This window comes from Pseudoalteromonas sp. OF5H-5 (assembly GCF_021530695.1).
Lineage (GTDB): Bacteria > Pseudomonadota > Gammaproteobacteria > Enterobacterales > Alteromonadaceae > Pseudoalteromonas.
Genome location: NZ_JAKGBF010000003.1, coordinates 308965 through 326156 on the forward strand (window position 1 = coordinate 308965; position 17192 = coordinate 326156).

At 42.5% G+C, this 17192-nt stretch carries 15 protein-coding genes; 5 read left to right on the forward strand and 10 right to left on the reverse strand.

The window, feature by feature from the left end; translation table 11 throughout:
* The first annotated feature begins 101 nt into the window (after positions 1-101).
* Both L1271_RS06225 and L1271_RS06230 read left to right on the forward strand, forming a co-directional pair.
* Positions 102-596: a hypothetical protein gene (locus tag L1271_RS06225; RefSeq protein WP_235367361.1), complete on the forward strand. Its 495-nt coding sequence runs from the start codon at positions 102-104 to the stop codon at positions 594-596.
* 26 nt (positions 597-622) lie between these two features.
* Positions 623-1054, forward strand: coding sequence for a nuclear transport factor 2 family protein (locus L1271_RS06230; RefSeq protein WP_235367362.1), 432 nt, complete (start codon positions 623-625; stop codon positions 1052-1054).
* A gap of 68 nt (positions 1055-1122) precedes the next feature.
* Here the strand turns inward: L1271_RS06230 and L1271_RS06235 are convergent, their stop codons facing one another.
* From L1271_RS06235 to L1271_RS06255, 5 genes are all read right to left on the reverse strand, one after another.
* Positions 1123-2319, reverse strand: coding sequence for an alpha/beta hydrolase-fold protein (locus L1271_RS06235; protein WP_235367363.1), 1197 nt, complete (start codon positions 2317-2319; stop codon positions 1123-1125).
* Between the two features lie 238 nt (positions 2320-2557).
* Positions 2558-4345 carry a TPR end-of-group domain-containing protein gene (locus L1271_RS06240; RefSeq protein ID WP_235367364.1) on the reverse strand — a complete coding sequence of 596 codons (1788 nt, stop codon included), beginning with the start codon at positions 4343-4345 and terminating at the stop codon, positions 2558-2560.
* Between the two features lie 131 nt (positions 4346-4476).
* Positions 4477-5373 carry a helix-turn-helix domain-containing protein gene (locus L1271_RS06245; protein ID WP_235367365.1) on the reverse strand — a complete coding sequence of 299 codons (897 nt, stop codon included), beginning with the start codon at positions 5371-5373 and terminating at the stop codon, positions 4477-4479.
* Between the two features lie 245 nt (positions 5374-5618).
* Positions 5619-6902 (reverse strand): DEAD/DEAH box helicase, encoded by a 1284-nt coding sequence (locus L1271_RS06250; protein WP_235367366.1) that lies wholly within the window; start codon positions 6900-6902, stop codon positions 5619-5621.
* A 55-nt stretch (positions 6903-6957) separates the two neighbouring features.
* On the reverse strand, positions 6958-7872 hold the full coding sequence (locus tag L1271_RS06255; protein ID WP_235367367.1) for a dihydrodipicolinate synthase family protein: 915 nt from the start codon (positions 7870-7872) through the stop codon (positions 6958-6960).
* Between the two features lie 174 nt (positions 7873-8046).
* Here L1271_RS06255 and L1271_RS06260 point away from each other — a divergent pair, with 174 nt between their 5' ends.
* The gene (locus tag L1271_RS06260; protein WP_029215798.1) at positions 8047-8700 is read left to right on the forward strand and encodes a DUF6058 family natural product biosynthesis protein; all 654 of its coding nucleotides are present in this window, start codon (positions 8047-8049) and stop codon (positions 8698-8700) included.
* Positions 8701-8746: 46 nt separating this feature from the next.
* Here the strand turns inward: L1271_RS06260 and L1271_RS06265 are convergent, their stop codons facing one another.
* Positions 8747-9001 carry a hypothetical protein gene (locus L1271_RS06265; RefSeq protein WP_010373062.1) on the reverse strand — a complete coding sequence of 85 codons (255 nt, stop codon included), beginning with the start codon at positions 8999-9001 and terminating at the stop codon, positions 8747-8749.
* A 457-nt stretch (positions 9002-9458) separates the two neighbouring features.
* Here L1271_RS06265 and L1271_RS06270 point away from each other — a divergent pair, with 457 nt between their 5' ends.
* Both L1271_RS06270 and ykgO read left to right on the forward strand, forming a co-directional pair.
* Positions 9459-9716 carry a type B 50S ribosomal protein L31 gene (locus tag L1271_RS06270; protein WP_010373063.1) on the forward strand — a complete coding sequence of 86 codons (258 nt, stop codon included), beginning with the start codon at positions 9459-9461 and terminating at the stop codon, positions 9714-9716.
* A gap of 5 nt (positions 9717-9721) precedes the next feature.
* A complete protein-coding gene (gene ykgO, locus L1271_RS06275) occupies positions 9722-9862 on the forward strand; it encodes a type B 50S ribosomal protein L36 (protein WP_010373066.1) in 141 nt (46 codons plus the stop codon).
* 55 nt (positions 9863-9917) lie between these two features.
* Here ykgO and L1271_RS06280 read toward each other — a convergent pair whose 3' ends face one another.
* The 4 genes from L1271_RS06280 to L1271_RS06295 all read right to left on the reverse strand — a co-directional run bounded on the left by L1271_RS06280 (position 9918) and on the right by L1271_RS06295 (position 17157).
* A complete protein-coding gene (locus L1271_RS06280) occupies positions 9918-11993 on the reverse strand; it encodes a basic secretory protein-like protein (protein WP_235367368.1) in 2076 nt (691 codons plus the stop codon).
* A gap of 17 nt (positions 11994-12010) precedes the next feature.
* A complete protein-coding gene (locus tag L1271_RS06285) occupies positions 12011-14839 on the reverse strand; it encodes a TonB-dependent receptor domain-containing protein (protein ID WP_235367369.1) in 2829 nt (942 codons plus the stop codon).
* A gap of 195 nt (positions 14840-15034) precedes the next feature.
* Positions 15035-16483: a basic secretory protein-like protein gene (locus L1271_RS06290; protein ID WP_235367370.1), complete on the reverse strand. Its 1449-nt coding sequence runs from the start codon at positions 16481-16483 to the stop codon at positions 15035-15037.
* Positions 16484-16764: 281 nt separating this feature from the next.
* Positions 16765-17157 carry a cytochrome b562 gene (locus L1271_RS06295; RefSeq protein WP_235367371.1) on the reverse strand — a complete coding sequence of 131 codons (393 nt, stop codon included), beginning with the start codon at positions 17155-17157 and terminating at the stop codon, positions 16765-16767.
* Positions 17158-17192: the final 35 nt, after the last annotated feature.

The following is a 17192-nucleotide window of genomic DNA, read 5'->3' on the forward strand; positions in this document are numbered from 1 at the left end:
AATTTTTGTCATTGTATAAATTACAACCGAGTGCTAACCTATTGCAAACAATAATAAAATGTATGTTTCTATGAAAAAGTTTCCCTTGTCAGAGAGTACTGGTGACAGTGACCAATCAACAAAAACAAGCTCAGCCCTTTATTCCTGACTCTTTTATGCCACCAACAAGGGTTAGCACATCGCATTTTTCTTTTACCGTGCTCAATGAGCAAATTGCGATAGTAGATTATGAGCTGGTGATGGCTAATCAAGCACGTTTGCAAGGCATATTTGGTCCGAATTCAGACTGGCCGAAAGCTTCTATGACTGTTGAGGAAAACATTGCGAGTTTAGCCACCCACAAGGAAGAATTTATGTCGCGAACGGCATTTGCTTATGCGGTTTACACCAGACACAGTGAAAAGTATATTGGTTGTGTCTATATCGATCCGCCGCAATCTTCAGATTTTGATTGTGATGTCTATCTTTGGATAGGAGCAGAAGATATCACATTGGATAACCTACTCTATCAAACAATTACTCATTGGTTAAAAACGGTATGGCCATTTTCTAAACTTGCATTTCCCGGTAGAAACGTTGCATTTAATACAGAGTAAAAAACAATAAATTAAGGAAAATCATAATGAAAGTTCGATATGCACTGCTGCCACTCATGCTGGTTTCAAGTCTTTGCTCCGCAGAAGCACTGAGCAACAAGGTTAGCGCTTACTTCGAGGCACAAAAAGCCGTTGAACACCAATATTCAAAAGAGTCTGATGTTACCCACCTACTTACGCTTTTGACGCCAGACGCCTCATTCGAGCACCCTCGCTTTAATGCCGTATTATCAAAAGAAGAATACAAAAAAGGCTTACTCAGCTATCTAGGCCAATACGGAAAATGCGATATCGAAGTCACAAACATCATTGAAGGACTTAATGCGGTGACCGTTGAGTATTTGCATCCTTGCGTTGATCAGCAAGGTAACACGGATGAAAAAGAAAATAAGCAAAAGCTTATGACACTGTTTGAGTTTAGCGGCGAAAAAATAAAGCGTATTCGCCACTATTTTTAAGTGGCAATAAATACTCAAAAAATAGACCACATGGATTACCTAAGTGGCCTATTTACGCATTTTGATTATCACTCACCAAGTAATTTAGTTAGCCGCTCTTTACGAGCAACAAAGACATCGTAGCCACCATCACCCTTTGATGACAATGCCAGCGCTTTGTTTACTTGCTCTAAAGATGCTTGGTATTGTTTGTCGGTTTCATAGCCATATGCTAAGCCGTTGTAGGCATCTGCATTATTTGGATAGCGTGAAACGCCAAACTTAAACAACTTAATTGCTTCTTTCACATTACCCATGCTTACGTGGTAATAGCCAAGCTCTCTGATCACGGCTTCCTGTGGCTCAAAAGCCTCGCCATATTGAGCAGACAGTTGTTGATAATACTTAGTAATAGAGCTCAATTCACCAGTATAAGCACGCGCAGGCATTCGGGTTGGCAAAAACAGCTTTTGATACGCGCTAAAAATACCAGCTGCAGACACAAGTCCATGAGGAACATTGTTGTAGGCCTCACTGAAAAAGCGCAAATCATGTGGTTGATTTGCTGCTAGAAAGCTCGCCATATCGTCGTATCTTTCGCGCATCACGCCGCCTTCCTCACCAATTGTGATATATAGAAAGTTATCTAACTGCTTCGTTTTGGAAATAAATGCTTTGGTACTCTTTGCTGTCGCGCCAAAGTTCCACCATACCGCTGGGCTATAAGCAATATGCGCTTGAAATAGCTCAGGCTTTGCCTGCAAAGCATAAAGCGCAAAAGTACCCGCTGCAGATGCACCTGCAATGACTTTAAAATCATGAGTGCGATAGGTCTGGTTGACATAAGGAATAAGTTCAGTCTCGATAAACTCTAAAAACTTAGGTGCCCCGCCGCCAATATCCATAGGTCCTGCAGGCTCTTTATTCTTAGTTGGATAAAGATCTCTTAACCTGTCTGTATTTTCGATTGCAACAATAATAACTTCAGGTGCGGCAGAAACGTTTGCTCCTTGCAAACGCTCAAGTACAGCGGTCATCAACGGAAGGTTGCCTTTACCATCAAGGCGATAAATCACAGGGTATTTTTTATTGGAGTTGGTGTGATAATTTTTGGGTAGTTGAATTGTAAAAGTTCTCTTTTCATCAAGCACTTTTGACATCAAGGTTTTTGTTTGTTGCTCATATTCTTGTTTTGTCTTTTCTTCGGACTCTGCCATCGCAGCTACCGAAAAGAAAGCCGCTAAAGTCACAGCAAACAAGCACTGAACTGCCTTACCAATTCTCATTATTATTATTCCATTTAGTTGATTTCACTAACAAAGCTAGCATAATGGTTCAGGAATTGATAGCACCCCATGTCCCTCTTGTTGCTAGCTTACTTTTTAGATAGTCAGCGCATACACTTAAACCGAGAAATACAGCAAGGCGGCAATCACAAAGAAAACAACAATAACGCTGCTGCAGTTATCATTTCTGCCACTTCCTTTTATGATTTGGCCTAAAAAGCGTTCACTTACGCGATGGTTACTTAACTAAACCATCGACGTTTTTATCCAATACACTATAAATGGCTTTCATGGCGGGATCGACACCATTGAAGTAGCTTGCAGAGTCCGGCAATACCGGCATATGTGGAGCAATCCAAATACGGTGGTCTTCTGCGCGAGAAGTTTGGTGAAACTGCGACGAAACGAGTCCAAACACCCCACTGAACGGTAAACGGAACCTTCCAGCTTCACCAATATGATTTGGCCGAGAACCACTTGGCTCTCCAACCAATATGGCATTGGTAAAGCTATCAATATTGGTCAAGAGGTTTTGCGCTGCAGAAAAGGTATTACGTCCCATCACTACAAATAACTTGCCTTCTGGCTTTGCCGCTTCAAAATAAATAAGTGCCTTTAGTAATGGTGGTAAGATGGAGCCATTGCCACCACTATTGTGTCGTAAATCCAGCACCAAGTGATTTACTTCACCGTCTTTTATTGTCTCTATCAACTCCGCACTAAATTGCGCTAGCGACTGCGTTTTGATCTGTGCAACGGCATTAAACTGTACGTACAAAACCCCATTGCTTTTATCCACTTCGTACCAATAAGGTTTAGTGACGTTTTGCAGATATTGTGGGCTTTTTTGATGATTATCTGGCAAAGTCGGAAAACCGCGAAATTCAAATGTTCGACCTCTAAGGCGAATGGTCTTTTGCATATTCTGTGCATTTTCTACCGTGATAGACGCCTCATTTGACGCATCGCTTAACTCTAGTCCTGCGAGTACTTCGGGCATGGCGAGATAATAAGGCGCAAGCCAAAGCTGCTGCATTTCATTATCTCGCGGATTAATCTCAGCAACTTTCGCCATTGCTTCTGCGGTTGGTGTTTGTCCAAAGGCTGTGACTTTATAGCCGATTAAATCACTAAACTCAGCTTCAGCATCAACAATGTAAAGGCCATCGATAAAGGCATAAAACTGCACTGGCAAACGAGTGAAATTCCCTTTTTCTCCGAAGGTCGGTACGATAAAGTTATGCCCGTTACCAAGCCTGCCTATCATTTGCATTATACCGAAGACAATTTGCTGATCAGTTAACTTGGGTATATCTGAGCGCAAATTATTTGCCAACGTAATTAAATCCGGGTTGTTACTTGCCTGTTCGTTAACATGCAATCGCTTAATTTCTGAGAGTAAGAAATCTAAATCCGCATTCCACTGCTGATCCCGAGTGAGCGAAGTGTCTTTATAGTTACCTGTAAGACGCTGAAATTGCTGGTTATCTTTGATGGAGTCGAAAACACTTTTATTTGCTAAGCTACTGCGTTCGTCGTACCGCGCTGACAAAGACTTACTCAGCCACTCATTAGCTTCATCCACTTTACTTAGCGCTGCATACGCGCCTGCAATCTTTATCATAATGTCATTTGAGGGGCGCGAACCGGTAGGTACATTGGTTAGGTTTACACCCAGTGACAACGCCTTTTTCAGCGCAATGATAGCTTGCTCATAATGCGCTAATTGTATTTGCGTTAATCCCAATAGATACCAAGTGTCTCCGTCATCTTGATACGACTTAGTAAGCTTTTGCAGTTGTGGTAACGCCTGTTGCCAATTTTTGCTACGTACCAGCGCTAGTGCGTTGATCCGTATATTTAGGTAATCCACTGGGGATTTAACATTTAGTTGCTGTGAAACATGCGCTTGTTCGCTTGTTGATGTCAGCACCCGAATAGGTTCAGCCTTTGCAGGCTGCGCGATAAACAAACTACTAAAAGTCAGGCAAGTGGCCACATGAGTGAGAAAACTTGAATACATCATCTTTATCCTTGTTATCGATTTAACTCCAGATTACCTATAACGACTTTATATGGCGTGCAATATCAGGATTTTGTACTTCTAGGACTTTTAAAAAACACTCAGAATTAAGTATAAGCAATTGTTTAATATACTTATATTAATTTTGAAAATTGACTTGGAGTGTAACCCGTTTGCTTTTTAAAAACACTGTTAAACGAGGATTTTGAGTTAAACCCAGCATTCATTGCGAGCGCTAACAAGTTGGGCGTTGTTTGCTTTTCGCACTGTAGTTGCTGTTTTACCTCATCGACCCGCAGGCTATTGATATACTCATTAAAGTTGTAACCACCACAAGTATTGATGGCCCAAGATATATCCTTTACCCCAAGTCCAATAACCTCAGCAACGTCGTGAATAGTCAGGCGTGGCTGTCGATATAAATAGTGCTGCATAATCGTGTTATGAATTGCATTGAATATCTCGGTTGGATCTTCTGACTGTTTGTCCACCTCATTGAACGTTATTTCTTGGGCTTGCGTTATAGAATCTTCGAGGTGTGGTTGATTGTGTACTTTGACAACTAGGTAAAGATTAATTGCAAGTAACCAAACTAAGTCAATAAAATACCAGAGTGCTTTAGTGCTGGTGTCGTTGTATGTTTGCATATTGAGTCTAACCAAATCCACCAGAGCAAAGATCACAAACAAGACAACCGTTGTTCTTATCCATTGTAAATCGCACGTGTTGACGTCCGCTCTGATCTCCGCGGATGCTTGCTGGTAAAAGCCAACAAGTTGCACCGTAAAAGCAAAATAAATCAACTGACTGACAGTGCCAAACGCAATCACAAGCTGGGTGTATTCAGTAAATGGAAGCACCAGCAAAACAGGTAAGAAATGTACTAATCTTCGCTCTTGCTTATCCCGATTAGCATGCAGTAGATTTTTAAACAGAAAATAGACTAAAGGCCCAGTAGCTAGGGTAAATACAGGCGTGATAAGTAAATAGCTTCTAGCCCCTAACGCTTCTTCAGCAAAATTGGTTGTCATCAGCACACATTGACATAACAAATAGATGACGAGCATTCTTGCGCGTGGTTGATTGGCAAAAATTAACATTGCGAGGAGATAAGCCCCAAGAGAGACGAGTTGGATTACATTAACTGGAACAATGTGAAATGACTGAAGCACAAGCCGTATTTTTATAATTATTTTTCGCTATTGTACGCCACATTGGCTAAAAACAACAACGCCAGCGTGCTAGCTGGCGTTGTAAATAAAGCAAAAAAACAATTTTACTTCTTCTTTTGCTGCTTACGTACATTTGCAATACGAGAGCGGTTTTTTAATCTCGCTTCTGCACTTGCTTGATTCGAAGGCTTATTCACCCGCGCCTTACGACGTTGATGCGCTGGTTTCTTCTGGATAGTCTCAACCAGTCTTTCACGGTTTGCTACTTCGTAGCCCGGCAGATAATAGCGTGAAATTTGCTGCTCGATTAACTGCTCAATATGAATAAGATCAGATTCTTCTTCGCGGCTTACAAAGGTGATCGCATAACCAAACTGACCTGCACGACCAGTTCTTCCGATGCGGTGAACATAATCTTCGGCAAGATAAGGCACATCGTAGTTAACCACACGTGGCAGGCCAACGATATCCAATCCGCGAGCTGCGACTTCGGTTGCAACCATAACGCGTACTTTGCCTTCGGTGAACTCTCTTAAAGCGCGACGACGAGCGCCTTGAGTTTTGTCGCCATGACATACATTTGCATCTATGCCATCAAGCTTTAACTCTTCAACTAGCTTGTCCGCGGTTTCTTTCATATTGACGAACACCAGCACTTGTTGCCAGTTTTTGGTCCCGATCAGCTCAGATAGTAACTCGCGCTTACGTTCTTCTTTAACTGGATAAACAACGTGGCGAACCGTGTCGGCTGTACTATTTTCTGGCGTCGCTTGGATTAACTTAGGGTGTTCCAACACTTGTTTCGCGAACTGCTTCATTGCCGACGGGAAAGTTGCAGAAAACAACAATAGCTGCTTTTGCTTATCCACCAGCTCAATGATTTTTTGCATGTCGGTGATAAAGCCCATATCTAACATGCGGTCAGCTTCATCTAACACTAAGTGTTTAATGTTACTTAACGTGACATTACCTAGGCGGATATGATCTAACAAGCGTCCAGGGGTTGCCACTAAAATATCCACGCCCTGCTTTAAGCGCTCAGCCTGGCCATTGGCGTTAACTCCGCCAAACAGTGCCTGCACTTTTAAGTCTGTGTACTTAGCAAATGTCGCACAGTTGTTGGCAATTTGCTCGGCAAGCTCACGCGTTGGCGCCAAAATCAACGCTCTTGGCGTCGACTGTGCTTCAGCCTCAAGCAATTTTTGGATGATAGGTAATGCAAAAGCTGCGGTTTTCCCTGTTCCAGTTTGCGCTGTTGCGAGCACATCACTACCTTGACGGACAGCTGGGATAGCCGCCTGTTGAATTGGCGTTAATGTATGAAAATTGATGTCTTGCAGCGCATCTAAAAGAGGCTGTGCGAAACTAAATGAAGAAAACGTTGCCATAATAACCTACGACCGAGTCAAAAACGGTCGCAGATTATAAATGACAAACCGACTTTTAACAAAACTTAAGCAAGGTTTCGTCAATTAATTTTGGTGTCGAGCCAACAAAGTCACTTTCTTTTAACTGAGAAAGGAGTTCAATCCCCTCTTTTTGCTGTGCTGGCGACAGTGGCACATAAGGCAATCTAAATACCGGTTTGACTGCGCCAGTCATAATCAAAGCTGAATTGATAGCAATTGGATTTGGTTCGCAAAAGAGCCAGTTCATTAACGGTTGCAAAGACTGGTTAAGCGCTTGGTTAGGCGTGTCCATCAATTGCCTGAATAAGCCCGGAATGATGTTTGAAGCAACAGAAATAACGCCATGAGATTGGCTGTTATGACGGCTATCGTGGGCTTGATCATCGTTACCTGACCAACACGCAATGCCTTTCGCTTCATAGTGTGCGATACGCTCATCACCCGCACATTCTTTCATACCAACAAAATGCTTGTGGCTGGCCAGCGGCTCAATGATATCAGGCGTAATGTCTTGTCCCGTTCTGCCAGGCACGTTGTAAATAAAGCCAGGACCGATTTCCAAGACTTCTTTCAGGTGAGCCTTCACACCCGTAATTGAGGTTTTGCCATAATACGGATTTATTTGTAGTGCACAGTGCATACCTGATGCAAATCCATATTCAGTCGCTTTTTTTGCTTCTCTGGTGTTATTGCTGCCAGTGTTACCAACAATCAGCAGTTTATCGTCAAATTTATTCGCAGAATGGGCAATGAGCATTAAGTGCTCTTCCCAATTCATCAGTTGGCCTTCACCTGTGGTGCCACCGACAACAATACCATCGACACCGCCGGCGATTTGCGCTTCGACTAGCTTGTCGTAAGTATCTAAGTCAATTTCACCCGCCATTGTGTAAGGGGTTTTAATAGCGGTAATTAAGCTTGCTTTTTTTATTGATTGGATCTGATGCATGGTCTTTCTATTACTCTTCCAGTTGACAGCCATTTTTACCATAAATCTGACTGAGATCCGACCCATAAACCTGAGTAAATCGGTTAAATCTAACGAAATTTAACTTTAGTGCTTGTTATTTGCGTAAAGATCCAGCAAAATCAAAAGCACTGTATATTTATCCAGTTTAATTTTATGGGACTGACACATTTTCTAAATACGCACTTTTATACCACTTTGGAGCTGAGCAGCAGCTTAAAGATACCTGAAGAACAGCTCTTAGAATGGCAACAAATGAGCCTATTCCCAAATCCGAGTTATAGTATTCAAAATCAAATTAAGTGTAGTTCGTACTTTGGCCTGTACGAATGTGAAGAATATACTGATTTTTATGCCCGAGGCCTACTCAATTGGGGGCAACTTTTACTTAAACATAAAGTAGATCAATCAAGTAGTGCATTTGAGTTATTTCAACAGCGTTACTGTGAAGCACTTACGAAATGTATCGAAAAAGGCTTTTACACCGAAGATCCAAGCTTTAGTGATGACCTTACAGAGCATGTACAGCAAGTTTGGCAACAGTTTTTATGTGGCAAGTATGGGGTGATCAGCCAAAATGGTCTCGTAGAGGAAGCACTTTATATTGACCTAGGCCGCGCGATTATCGACGACATTACAGAAGCAAGAACCGCCAGCAGCATTGCCCCAGAGCAACGTATTCAAGTACACAGCGCCATGAAGCTACTAAACAAAGCATTGGCAGCCAATACTCAAGCTGAGCAAACAGAATCGCTACGCACTCGATACATTGACCAATTGATTAGTAAGTACGACTTATCAATCAAATAATCTGCAGTCTGGCGCACAACCGTTTCGCCAGACAATCTATGCGTATTTATATTTGCTGTTCTATGTGCGCACGAATTATCTCAAATGCTTTTAAGACCTTTAACTGATCTTTACATAAGCTGTCGTACCAAGCATCGAACAGTTCATCATCTTGCTCACTGAGCGTTTGATACTGTGCCAGTAGTGTCACTATGTCACTATGTGTGCAAGAGAGTGTGTCTAATTCTTGCTGTAACGCGCTGTCATCGCTGCTGTGAAGCTTAGCCAAAATTGAGTTATCTAACTCAGCATGTTTATCCATAATAAATGCTCTATATCTGTATTGCGTTAGCGAACAAAGTACTTTCGCGAACGTACTAGGTTTTAATTATTTGCTAGACCTCTCTCATTTAGTGAAGGTTATTAACCGTTAAGCCAGCCTCAATTGGATCTCACTCTTTTATCTCATATCTATCAAACCAACAGGCTTACATCGATAGCTATATTCCAAAAAAGTCTATTCGCTACTATTCCGGTTAGGTGTCAACACCAATATGACTACTTGAGAAACTATCTAGAACTAGTTATATCAGGCAATTTTAAGGAAAGTAAGCCCCTTTTAATCAACTGCTCAAGATGCATTCAGTTTAGTTCCGCATGCGTCGACAAATTAGGCGTATCGCACTAAATAGCGGCAACGACAAATTAGTTGTTGAGAATAGTTTTTATTTGATTTATATTGATACAATATAACAACACATTATTTAGGAGTCGTTGTCGTGAAACCCAATATCCACCCTGATTATCAACTTGTTGCCTTCCATGATACATCGGTTGATAAGTACTTTATTGTTGGTTCAACCATTAAATCAGACAGAACCGTTGAACTAGATGGTAAGACTTACCCTTACTTCCCAATTGACGTCTCTAGTGCGTCTCACCCTTTCTACACTGGTAAACAGAAGTTGGTGGCAAGTGATGGTCGAGTTGCACAATTTAACCGTCGCTTTAAAAACCTTGCGACTAAAAAAGGATAAACCAGATGAAAGTACTGAGCTCACTCAAAAGCGCTAAAAATAGACCGGGGTGCCAAGTCGTAAAAAGACGCGGTCGGGTTTACGTAATTTGTAAATCTAATCCGCGATTTAAAGCGGTTCAAGGTAAAAAGAAGAAGAAACGTTAAAGGTCAAAATAAGTACGTTTTAAAGGTGGGCATTGCCCACCTTTAAACTAAAAGGCTAGTCTTTTGCTTCCCACAATGAGAATTCGCCTAGTTGAATTAGCCTTCCGCTAGCGCCGCCAATTCCACCGCCTTCACGGGTATGCTCAAGTTCCAAACGATACTGGGTATACGCATTTGGACTCTCGATAGCAAAGCTATAGTATTCCATCGTATTAGGTAGTTCGTTGAACTGTTGAGTATCTAGCGTAATCCAATTCGTACCGTCATTTGAGCCCTGTAGCTGCCACGCATTAGGAAAGCGATGAGGGTTGTCTCCCGCTGTCGCTAATGAGTAGTATTTTGCTGTTTTAGCGCTGTCAAACACATAGTTAACCTGGGCCTTATCAACCTGTTTTATCGGCAACAAGTCAGGCGCATATTGTGCAAGCCAAGCGGGGGCTTCCAACACCACATTAAATTTAGAGATAATATTTCTATCATTAAGCTTATCTGCTCCCTCATTAAAAGGCACAAGTGCAGTACCGTTTGTTGTTACCTGAGTGCTAGTGGGTGCAAAGTTCTGATAGCCAAGTGGTACTGGTGGTAACTTACCGACGCTTGCAAGGTAGACTTGATACTCTTCAAATACCGTATCAATCCCACGTTGTTCACCAAATATAGATTTAAAAGCGGTGTCTAAACTCCACGCATCAAGCGTTTTTGCTGCCGCATTAAACTTACGAATAAAATCCGTGTTACGGTGACTTTTTTCTACCCACTCAAAGAAGAATGCTGTTTGATCGTAAGCATCAACATTGTAGTGTTCCATCCAGCGAACTCCACCGCGTCTATGCTCTAAGTAACCAGCATCTATTCGGATAAAGTTAGCTAGCGCTTCAAGATAGGTGTGATAATCCGTGCCCGGACGATATTCTCCTTCAGCCGGAACGTTGTTGTAACCATGGGTCAGCTCATGCCACAGCACGCCAATAACTTCGTTACGGATAGCCTCATCTCCAAGACCCTCTAGGTTGGCGATGTGCTTAACATCAAACCTAAGCTCCATAAATTTGCCTTCACCGGCCTTTGAAGCCGGCGCATCAAAGTCTCCGGTAATAAAAGTAACGTGCTCAAAAACGTTGATTTCGGTTACATTATTAAATAAGCGCTTGGCAATCTTCAAAGAAATCTCATGAATAAGGGCATTTAGATCTGGTACCGCACGTTCAAGCGCCAGCTGTCCAGGGTGCTCTGGTAGTTCCTTTTTCACTTCAATCACAGGCTCTGGAAACCCTGCCCATGGCGAGACTGGATCCCACACACGGATAAAGTCTTGCTGAACTAATGTCGCTTCCCCTTTGTCGTTACTCGCAACCAGTGTAATGGTTTTTGGCCCTAAAGCTTCAAACTTAACCAATGGGCTTTGCTCTGTACTTGTCGCAGGAATACCACCTTCAAACGTCCACTGCCAGCTAGTCGGGTTAACTAACGACTCATCTCTAAAAACAATATACTCAGAGACTTCTGGAGTCGTGTTTGTCGCATTAAATGCGACGATAGGAATATCCGATACCGTTTTGATTTCGAGTTCCGCTAGTTGCGTAATATCAGCACCATAGCTATCTGTACCACCATGTACTAAATCAAATTTGAAGTAGCGATACTTTTCGCCGCTTTCGGCCAATTCAAAATTGCGAGTCAGTCCTCGAGCAGAGAATATTTCTCCCGCTCTTGAGTCCAGCTCAATCCAATCTGATTTATCATTTGAGCCATATACTACCCACTGTTTTGGATCTCGGTTCGCTTCATCGTTTGCTGACGTAAAGCTATATTCTCTAAGTTCAATCTCTGTAGCGGCTTTAAACACTACAGTGACGTTTGACGCAAAAGCCAGGAATTTTGTACTCGTGTTAGCGTCGATAAGTTTGTCGACACTTTCACCTGCGGGCGAGGCTTGTACACCATCCGCTAAAATAGCCTCAATCTCAACCCCAGTATCTGAGGTGATATTACGCAGTGCGCCAGAGTCTGGCTGCCCGGATGATTGAGTTTGCTCTGGCTTATCACGTTCAACAAATTCAGACCCATCATTACAGCCTATTAGTGTCGCAGCGACGGCCATTGCCACCGTTGATAGCATTAATTTTCTCATTTCGTTACCCTTTATTATTAAAATTGGTAGTTAACTTTTAGTAAGAACTCACGCCCGTTCGTGTCATAATTACCCGCTTTATAAAATGGGTAACCTCTAAACGAGTCATCTTGAGGCGGCATCGCATTTAATAAGTTTTGAACCGTAAACATCACTCGCGTATTGTCATTGATGTAATGGCCAATGGTTAGGTTATGCTTTATCCATGCAGGTAACTTTTCTCTTTGACCAAAATCAGCACCGTTCCAATTTTTTCCTTTATAATTTACCTGCCATGAAATTGCGGTCTTTTCCAACTGCCAAGTCAGGTTAAACGATGCCATATCTTTGAAGTTATAGTTATCTTGACTGTCTAACACATCTTCAAGCGGATCTTCGGGACGAAGCTTTTCTTTTTTCTTTAGAACATGGCTGTAATCAAGCTTATAAATAAACTCGCCAAGTTCTGACTCAAACGTACCTTTCACACCAAAATTGACGCCGCCATGTTGTCTTTCTGCGGCGTTTATATAACCTTCTCTGATAATAGCTGCGGTGTACGGTAATCCTTTTTTCGTGTTCCCTAACCAGTCGGTTGCCAAACCATCTTGGTCAAAACGCTGTACTCTGTCTTGCATATTGGCGCATTTAGCAGAAGACGAATCGATTAGGCCGTTTTCACACTTCCAGACATTATCAAGAATTTCGCCAGACCCAAGTCGAGTAATTTTGTCTTTTAAGACAATGTCATAAACATCAACATTGAATGACAGCTCAGGGGAATACTCATACACCAGACCAAAGGTTAATGAATGACCAGATTCTTCTTTTAAAGTTGGATCCCCTGCTGAGATTGTCTCAAAGTCAGCATCTAGCTTTGGCTCATTGCTATTTGTTGTGTCTAAGTCTGCACAGCTGATAGTTAATGCATCAGCATTATATTGAGCGGGATCCCCTGTGGTTTGAAAACGTAGGCAAGCATCTGCAATCACTCTGTCCGAGCCTCGTCCAAAGTTACCAGCAAACCCTTGATATACCGAGCTCATGCTGGGACCACGGAACGTTGTTCCATATGCACTTCTTAGCATCAGCGCGTCAGTGGGAGAGTATTTAAAACCAACTTGATAAGTGAATGCTCCACCAACATCAGAAATATCATCATAGTGGTCATAACGCAGCGCAATTTCACTAGAGATCTGTTCAGTAATTGGGATCATAAATTCTGTCGCCGCAGCATAACGGTTACGCTCACCATCGGTGATAACGCCAGTTAGACCAACAAACTCTTTATTTAGTATTCTGCTATCGGGCGTCGCTCTCGTCCCTTCTTTCATCAGCTCAATATATGCGGCAAAAGACACAAACCCTGCTGGCAATTCAAATAAATCCCCGGACAGATCTGCAGTTAGGGTTTCATTAAACGACAAGCCATCGTAGGTTGCCCAATCAGCCATGTTATACATATTGTCTTGGGTCAGAGGCGCAAAAAAAGCTTGGTAATTTGGACGGTAGATTGGCATGCCATCAACCTCTCCCAACTTAGGGCCTTTTAGCCAGTTATTTCCTTCAACCGTGTGATGCAAGTACCTATCAGAGAAGTCGTATTGTGAACGGCTGAAGCCAACGGAGTAATAGTAATCCGCTATCTCCCCTTCAAGACCAAAACTAAATGAATAAGATTTATCATCGTATACCCGACCTAAGCCATCATTTGTGTATTCTGAATCATTCACTATCCGCCACATATACTTAACTGGAGCGCCGTAGCCACCAGCTTTATTTTTGATATCAGGGTCCCAAAACATGGATCCGTGAATTGACTCTGCATGAGCAAAGAAGAATGGATTTCGTGCCCCTTTCTTTTCTTGATCGATATAAAATCCGTTAACAAAAAAACTGTGTTCGTCGTTGATGCTGTACACCGAGTTGATATACAAACTCATGGTTTCAACTTGGTTACGGAGCAAATTGTTGCCGGTTTCATCCCACCCGCAGCTTAGGCCATAATCATTGCGGCTAATAAAGTGCTGAACTGCAGTCGGGTGTGGATTGTCATCTGTGTTGCAGTACTGCGCTGAATATTGATTTTTGAACTCAGTGTTCTCAGCCCATACGGTAATGGAACGATTGAGTTCTCGTTTGTTTGTTGGGTCTGGATTATCCCAAACACTGTCATGAAAAGGTCTGTCGGCACCAGTCAGCGCCTCTTCCGTTTTATATTCTAGCGAGTAGTCAAACGTAAAGTCGTCTTGCTCAAAACCACCAACAAACGACAAGCCTTTTTTATCACCCGTACCATAGGTATCCTGGCCGTAGAATGCTTCAACGACATGCTCGTCCATACCTTTTTTGGTAATAATATTGACTACTCCAGCCATTGCGTCTGAACCATAGATTGCAGAGCCACCGCCGGATTGAATATCGATGCGCTCAACCATCGCCGTTGGCAACATATCGAGATTAACAAAATTGGTTTGGCCACCGTAAGGCATTGGGTAATAGGCCAAGCGCTTGCCATTAACTAGAATAAGTGTGTACTCAGGTCCAACGCCTAACAGGTTTAACTCCTTGGCACCAGGCGTATAGGAGCCAGTTTCTACTTCACCGAGAACGGCACCACTAGCAGCGGAAATACTACTCAGTGCGTCATAAACTGTGTTAAAACCACTTCTGACCATATCAGCGGAAGAGAGACTTTGGACATTTGTCACACCCTCAATGGCGATACGTTTAATACGAGATCCTGTCACCTCAACACGTTCTATTTCTTCTGCTTGTTCATCTGTTGCGGCTGTTACTGAGTTAGTTGCTACCGCTGCAAGAACAGCAGCGGCGATCAGGCTATGTTTATACATTATTGTTGTCATAAGACCCCCACAATTTAAAGGAACGTTCCAATTTCTTATAAAAATTTTATTTCACCATTAGCAAAACCAACAAAGCATCAGGCAGAAATCAAAAAGGGAACGTTCCAATTATGAGCAATAAAACAAACCTGTCAACAAATTATGTACATTTACAGCACAACACCGACAAATTGTAATCACCTAGTTCTTGCTAGTTCATTGCAATTTCTTGGTATTTAGCCCACTTTGATAACGAGACCAAAGCTTATCAAGGGACTCTCCAGTAACTGATTTTATTGCATCTTCAAATGACCAATCTTCTATTTCTACCGCAGTTTGATTAAAACGATAGGCAAAATCTGGATAAGACGCAGCGAGCCATGCGAGAAAGAACCCAGTGTTTGTGTATCCACCAACCCAAGAATCTGACGGCTTAGGCGAACGGGTTTTATGGTATCCCGCTTGAATGCGAATGAGATCCGCCATTCCTTCAATAAATGCATGTACATCGGGCTCAGAATAACTTCTCTCTTTTGGAAATAGCTGATATCCATGGGTAAGTTCGTGCCAGAGCACACCAAGGAGCTCGTATTCCACTTGCTCATCTGGCTGTGCGGCGAGTTTTTCGGTGATGTACTTTGAACTAAACACGATTTCCATATTCGTTTCGTCTCCAGAGCGATAGGCTATTGTGTCCATCCACTTTAGCCTAAATGTGACTTGCTCAAACTCTGGCAGCTCTGCAAAGTGTTTGTACAACCTAGGGGCCAGTTGGCGAGTTACGTCATCCACCGTACTGGCTATATCAGGAAATAGTGCTTGCAGGCGTTTCGACCCTGCCGACTCAGTATCTTCGATAACCACTTTGACCTTTGGCGGCTCAAAGCCTTTCCATGGTTGATTTGGATCGTATATTTTTAAATAGCTCGCACGGGTTTTAAGGTCGGAGCCATGCGCATTTTTAGTCATTAGAGTAACATCGTAGTTACCAGGCTTGTCATAAACTACTTCAACACTTTTTGTGGTTGGCAGCTTCGTTTTGCCCTCAGCCTTCCAACTCAGTTCTGTAGGTGAGTTTGCAGATATCGACTGCAGAGAAATTGGCTCATTAAGCTTGGCAACGGTTTTATCTGCAGTAAAGTTCGCCAGTGGTAAACTTGTTTGTGCATAGAGCGCCAGATCAGCGATTTGCAAAAAGCGGTCGCCCCACTGCGTTTTACCTTCCTGTGCTACAGTAAAGCGCACGTACCTCGCATCCGTTGTTTTGGGTAGGTCAAAAGCGAGTGTTTCACCTCGCCTTGAAAATACGATATTATTGCGTTTATCAGCCTCTTGCCAAGCCTTGCCATCTGTAGATACGGCTACAGTCCAATGCTTTGGATCTCGCGCCGGGGCATCTTGGGCTGAGGTGAGACTATATTGTCTGAGCGCTTTTACGTCTTTCAGATCAAATACAATCTCAGCGCTGGATTGCTTAGATAAGAATTTGCTTTTTAGCGACCTATCAACTAATTGCTCTATCCCCTCACCTTGGATTTGCTCCTTTACGTCACTCGTTACAGAGAATACATCGCGTTCGGTGATATCGTAGAGCGCATTGGCATTCGCTAGTGAGGAGCCACAAAATGAAAGTAAAATTAGACTGGCTAATGAGGAGGTTTTCATTGAAATTTCCCAGATTAAAAACAAATATACTGGATCGTTCCAATTAATAATGCAACTTCTTTTGAGCAGACTTTTATGTAATTTCTAATAAGTGCAGAAAAGAATATCGCTATTTCACCGCTTTTAGATCTTATAAAGAACTAGCAAGCTTGAAAGGTCAAGCCACGACTCGCTAGTCTTTTTGCCATATTCAACTAAAGCCAAGACCGATAAGCAAAGCAGCTGTGATAGAACAAGGAATAACCACAGCGATAGGATAAGTTAACTATTCGAATCTCAGCTTAACTACCAAATAGTAACTCCCAAAAGCCCGGTGGCTCGTGTAGTTTGTGGTATTGCTTTCTCAGCTCATCAATTTTTAATAGCATTTCACGGGCTTTCTCGACTCTTCCCGAGTCAATTTCATGGCTCGCCTTAGTAATGGTTTCGAGTACTTTATTCAAGCCCTCAACTGACTCGGCAGACACCTCTTGCTTAAACTGAAATTGCTTACTTTCATTAACGAGTGTAGTCAGCTCGGTTAAGTGCGCCTGCATTTCTTGAGCAGATTGCGCTTTCATAGCCTGCTTATAGATATGACCCATTTCCTTCATAGTTTTATTCAATTCGCTTGACTCATGCGCAACCCCAGACATCGAAAACAACAACACGAATATAAATACGATTTTTCTCATCAAAGTCCCCTTACTCTTTGCGCGCTAGTATAAAG

Coding starts and splice junctions, on each gene's coding strand:
- L1271_RS06265 (WP_010373062.1), bottom strand. CDS start 9,001: ATGGATAAACATGCTGAGTTAGATAACTCAATTTTGGCTAAGCTTCAC.
- L1271_RS06250 (WP_235367366.1), bottom strand. CDS start 6,902: ATGGCAACGTTTTCTTCATTTAGTTTCGCACAGCCTCTTTTAGATGCG.
- L1271_RS06295 (WP_235367371.1), bottom strand. CDS start 17,157: ATGAGAAAAATCGTATTTATATTCGTGTTGTTGTTTTCGATGTCTGGG.
- L1271_RS06245 (WP_235367365.1), bottom strand. CDS start 5,373: ATGACAACCAATTTTGCTGAAGAAGCGTTAGGGGCTAGAAGCTATTTA.
- L1271_RS06230 (WP_235367362.1), top strand. CDS start 623: ATGAAAGTTCGATATGCACTGCTGCCACTCATGCTGGTTTCAAGTCTT.
- L1271_RS06235 (WP_235367363.1), bottom strand. CDS start 2,319: ATGAGAATTGGTAAGGCAGTTCAGTGCTTGTTTGCTGTGACTTTAGCG.
- L1271_RS06290 (WP_235367370.1), bottom strand. CDS start 16,483: ATGAAAACCTCCTCATTAGCCAGTCTAATTTTACTTTCATTTTGTGGC.
- ykgO (WP_010373066.1), top strand. CDS start 9,722: ATGAAAGTACTGAGCTCACTCAAAAGCGCTAAAAATAGACCGGGGTGC.
- L1271_RS06285 (WP_235367369.1), bottom strand. CDS start 14,839: ATGACAACAATAATGTATAAACATAGCCTGATCGCCGCTGCTGTTCTT.
- L1271_RS06260 (WP_029215798.1), top strand. CDS start 8,047: ATGGGACTGACACATTTTCTAAATACGCACTTTTATACCACTTTGGAG.
- L1271_RS06240 (WP_235367364.1), bottom strand. CDS start 4,345: ATGATGTATTCAAGTTTTCTCACTCATGTGGCCACTTGCCTGACTTTT.
- L1271_RS06280 (WP_235367368.1), bottom strand. CDS start 11,993: ATGAGAAAATTAATGCTATCAACGGTGGCAATGGCCGTCGCTGCGACA.
- L1271_RS06255 (WP_235367367.1), bottom strand. CDS start 7,872: ATGCATCAGATCCAATCAATAAAAAAAGCAAGCTTAATTACCGCTATT.